5 protein-coding genes and 1 tRNA gene are annotated in these 4556 nt (G+C 70.0%); 2 read left to right on the forward strand and 4 right to left on the reverse strand.

Translation table 11 applies throughout. The features are described from left to right. Positions 1 to 345: 345 nt before the first annotated feature. From VFL99_RS07195 to VFL99_RS07210, 4 genes are all read right to left on the reverse strand, one after another. Positions 346 to 437: transfer RNA gene (locus VFL99_RS07195), tRNA-Sec, on the reverse strand. 50 nt (positions 438 to 487) lie between these two features. Continuing rightward, positions 488 to 1207, reverse strand: a complete 720-nt coding sequence (locus VFL99_RS07200; protein WP_325105655.1) for a response regulator transcription factor — start codon at positions 1205 to 1207, stop codon at positions 488 to 490. Between the two features lie 53 nt (positions 1208 to 1260). Continuing rightward, positions 1261 to 1887, reverse strand: a complete 627-nt coding sequence (locus VFL99_RS07205; RefSeq protein ID WP_325105656.1) for a response regulator transcription factor — start codon at positions 1885 to 1887, stop codon at positions 1261 to 1263. Then, complete coding sequence (locus tag VFL99_RS07210) at positions 1868 to 2500, reverse strand: sensor histidine kinase (protein ID WP_325105657.1); 633 nt, start codon at positions 2498 to 2500, stop codon at positions 1868 to 1870. The genes VFL99_RS07205 and VFL99_RS07210 overlap by 20 nt, the downstream gene beginning before the upstream one ends. Positions 2501 to 2755: 255 nt before the next feature. On the opposite strand from VFL99_RS07210, the gene VFL99_RS07215 reads away from it, so the two are divergent. Continuing rightward, entirely contained in the window at positions 2756 to 3538 is a 783-nt protein-coding gene (locus VFL99_RS07215) for a GAF and ANTAR domain-containing protein (protein WP_325105658.1), read from the forward strand. An 80-nt stretch (positions 3539 to 3618) separates the two neighbouring features. Further along, positions 3619 to 4556, forward strand: a 938-nt coding sequence (locus VFL99_RS07220) for a molybdopterin-dependent oxidoreductase (protein ID WP_325105659.1), incomplete at its 3' end; no start/stop codon positions are given.

The following is a 4556-nucleotide window of genomic DNA, read 5'->3' on the forward strand; positions in this document are numbered from 1 at the left end:
CCTGACGGTCTCGGGGTGGGCCTCCCGGATCGTGCCGATGCTGCTGCTGGGCGTGCTGCTCGGCGATGCGTCGGACCGGCTGCGGATCTCGAACGAGCGGCGGCGCCGGCTCGAGGCGGCGGCGCAGCGGCACCGGGACGCGGTCGAGATCAACGACACCCTGGTCCAGGGCATGGTCGCTGCCATGTGGTCCCTGGAAAGCGGCCGCCACGACCACGGGGTGCGCACGCTCGGGGAGACCATCACCCTCGGTCACGACCTGGTGTCCAAGCTGATGCGCGACGCCGACATGGGGCTGTCCGGCCAGCGGGGCCGCGCCACCCACGACCAGCGCAGCGCTGGCGGCGGAGGCGGGCAGGAGTCGAACCCGCCTGACCGAGATACTCGGCCACTTCGGTTTTGAGGACCGCGCCCGTCACCAGACGAGATACGCCTCCGGGGACACTGTAGAGGTCCCCGGCCCCAGACCCCCGTCTCGACCTCCCGGTCAGCGGACCCGCGTGCGCCGCTCGACCACCCGCTCGTGAGGCTCGTCGTCGATGCCGGTGACCCCGCGCTCGCGGGCCGCGGCCACCAGCGCCAGCGTGGAGTGCAGCTCCGCTGCCTTGAGCACGTTCTGCACGTGCGTGCGCACCGTGTTGGTGGAGATGAACAGCCGCTGGGCGACCTCGACCCGGGTCATCCCCGACACCAGGCAGCGCAGCACCTCGAGCTCGCGGGAAGAGAGGTCGTCGACGAAGCTGTGCTCCGGCGTCGTAGGACCGTGCGCCTGCTCGACCAGCCGCTCCACCACCGAGCGCAGCGCCTCCGGCGGCAGGTAGAGGTGGCCGCGGAGCACCTCCGCCACCGCGCCGAGCAGCACGTCGAAGCCGGCATCCTTGGGCACCCACGCCTCGGCACCCCGCTCCAGCGCCTCGACGATCAGCCGCGGGTCGTGCCCTGCGGAGACCATCACCACCGGAGGCCGCTTGCCCTGCTCCTCGAGCTGGGCGATCAGGTCGAGGCCCGACTCCCCGGCGAGGTCGTAGTCAAGGAGGACGACGTCCGGGTGGATCCGGTTGGCCATCGCCCGGGCGGTGCCGATCGAGAAGGCGATCTCGACCTCCCCGATGCCCCGCTCACCACGCAGCCGCATCGCAAGCACCTCGGCGAACACCCGGTGGTCGTCCACCAGCAGCACCGCGATCTGCGTTCCCCACGAACCCATCTACTCCACCCACTCCCTCGAGACACTCCCCCGCGTCCGGAGGCGCACCGCTGTCACCGGGCGCCCGGCGCGTCCGTCAGGCCGAGCTCCACGGCCACCCTGATCGCCTTGCTGCGGCGGTCCACACCGAGCTTGGCGAGAACGTGCTGCACGTGCGTGCGCACGGTGTTCGTCGACACGCCGAGCGTCGCCGACATGCGCTGCGTCGACAGCCCGGCCACGATCAGCCTGAGCACGTCCCGCTCCCGATCGGTCAGGTAGTCCAGCGGCGAAGGCCCGGACTGTGTCCCCACCGGACGCGAGCAGCCCTCCACCACGGACTCGCCCTCACCAGCACGGTGGATCGTCTTGTCGAGCGTGGCGATGTCACAGCGCTTGTCCACGATGGCATTGACCGTCCCTGCGTCGAGGGCCGTCCAGGCGCCGTCCGACCCGGTGCCGCACAGCAGCACGATCGCCATCTCCGGATGGCCCGAGCGGATCGCCGCGGCGGCGGCCAGCGCCTCCGTCTCCTGGACGCCCAGCCCGAGCACGCAGACCGTCGGGGACCAGCGGTCGACCAGCTCCGAGATCCGGCCGACGTCGCTCGCCGTTCCGGCGATCTCGTGGCCGCGGTCTGCCAGCGCGACGGCCAGCGCGTCGACGAACATCCCGTGCGGGTCACACAGCGCGAGGCTCATGGCCGCCCCCGTCGTCTCGTACCGGGACCAGCAGGCGCACCGTCGTCCCCGGCCCCGGTCCACTCGTGATCTCCAACCGCCCCTTGCAGGCGCGCAGCGCCATGTCCACGATGGACAGCCCCTGCCCGCTGCCCGGGGCGACATGCCCGAACCCGAGGCCCTCGTCGACGACCTCTACGTACGCCGCCCGGCTGTCGCGCTCGACAGTCACGGTGACCGAGCCGCCGGCACCCGTCGCGCGGGCCGCGTTGTCCAGCACGTTGCCGATCGCCCGGCGCAGCAGCACGGCATCGGCGTGGACGAGCACCGGCCCGGTGTGCACCAGCACCACGGTCACCCCGTGGTTGAGCTCCGCGACCCGGACGCACTCGTCGATCAGGTCGACCAGGTCGACGTTGCTGGTGGTGCGGGTCTCACCGGCGTGCACCGCCACCAGGTCCTGGATGCCGCCGAACAGCTCCCGGATCATGCCGAGCCGCCGGCGTACCCCCTCGTCGAGGCACTCGTCCCCCGGCATGTCGGCGGCGAGGAGTCCGGCGGCGGCGTACTGGCGCAGGTCGTGGCAGAGCCGCTCCATGTCCGTCCCGGGACCAGGCTTCGCCAACGCTGTCATTGCAGGACCCCTCCACATGCTCATGACATCGCAGCGAGGTCTTGACTGCTGGAACCGGTTTCCCGGCGAACGAGGCGCCCGCAGACCCTCCCCGAGCGGGCAATTCTCGTCAGGTTCCTTTCCTAGCACGGGCATCCGGGTGCGGCGATGGTCACTGCGAACTATTTGCCCGTGACGATCGGGGCAGATTACGCAAACACCACTGTGAGCCAGACCACTGAGTACCATATTTGCGGGGCAGTGGGGGGTGGGGACATGGGCGAAGAGAGGGCTTCCGGCGCGTCCAGAAACGCCGCCGGAAACGACGCCCTGCTCGCCCAGCGGCTGGTCTCGCTCGCGGACACGCTCGTCGACGACTACGACGTGGTCGACCTCCTCGACCGCCTGGTGCACACCTGCCTCGAGCTGCTGCCGGTCGAGCAGGCCGGGCTGATGCTGCTCACCTCCGGCCAGGAGCTCCGGCTGGTCGCGTCGTCGGACAAGAGCGTCCGTCGGCTGGAGCGGTTCCAGCTCGACCACGCGGAGGCCGGCCCGTCGGTGGAATGCGTGCACACCGGCGAGGCGGTCGGGGTCGATGACCTGACCGTGCCGAACGAGCGTTGGCCGAAATTCGCCGCCGCGGCCGCCGCCGCGAGCTTCCGGTCGGTCTTCGTGGTCCCGATGCGGCTGCGCGGGGACATCATCGGAGCCCTCACCATGTTCGTGTCGCGTGAGGCTCCGCTGAGCCGGAACGACCGGAGGCTGGCGCGTGCTCTTGCCGACGTGGCCACCATCGGCATCCTCCAGCAGCGGTCGCTGCACCGGGCCTCCTTGCTCGCCGAGCAGCTGCAGACGGCGCTCAACTCCCGCATCGTGATCGAGCAGGCGAAGGGCGTGCTCTCTGAGCACGCCGGGGTGGACATGGACGTCGCCTACGCCGCCCTGCGCACCTTCAGCCGCAACTCCAACCTCAAGCTCAGCGACGTCGCTGCCTCGGTGGTGTCCCGGCAGCGAGACCCGGAAGAGGTGCTCAGCGCGCTGCGCCGCCGCGAGCAGTAGTCCCTTTGCCTTCGCAACGGTTTACTTCCTCCTCCGCAGGGATACGGTGGGACCAGGCGACGGGCGGAGCGGAGGTTTCCTTGGGCGAGAAGACGTTCATCGGATCATGGCCCCTGGTCAGGCAGGTCAGCGGCCGGGACCGGCTCGGCCGCGGAACCGCCTCGATGTCCCAGCGCAGCCAGACGCTCAAGCCCCGCACGTCGGAAGCCGACAAGGTGGTGCACTCCGTCTGCCCGTTCTGCGCGGTCGGTTGCGGGCAGCGAGTCTTCGTCAAGGACGGCCAGGTCACCCAGATCGAGGGCGACCCCGCCAGCCCCATCTCCCGCGGCCGGCTGTGCCCGAAAGGCAGCGCGAGCAAGCAGCTGGTCACCAGCGAGGGGCGCGTGACCAAGGTCCGCTACCGACGTCCGTTCGGGACGGAGTGGGAGGACCTGGACCTCGACACCGCGATGGACATGATCGCGGACCGGGTCATCAAGACCCGCAAGGACTTCTGGGAGTGGGAGAGCGAGGACGGCCGCCGGCTTCGCCGCACCATGGGCATCGCCAGCCTCGGAGGAGCGACCCTCGACAACGAGGAGAACTACCTCATGAAGAAGCTGTACACGGCGATGGGTGCCATCCAGATCGAGAACCAGGCCCGTATTTGACACTCCTCCACCGTCCCCGGTCTGGGGACCTCGTTCGGCCGGGGAGGGGCCACCACCTTCCAGCAGGACCTGCAGAACGCCGACGTCATCGTCATCGAGGGCTCCAACATGGCCGAGTGCCACCCCGTGGGGTTCCAGTGGGTGATGGAGGCCAAGCGGCGTGGAGCCACGATCATCCACGTCGACCCGCGGTTCACCCGCACCTCGGCCGTGGCGGACATCCACGTGCCGATCCGGGCCGGCTCGGACATCGCGTTCCTCGGCGCTCTCGTGAACCACGTGCTGAGCAACGAGCTCGACTTCCGTGAGTACGTCGTCAACTACACCAACGCGGCGGCGATCGTCAGCGAGGACTTCGAGGACACCGA

The sequence above is a fragment of the Segeticoccus sp. genome (genome assembly GCF_035708005.1).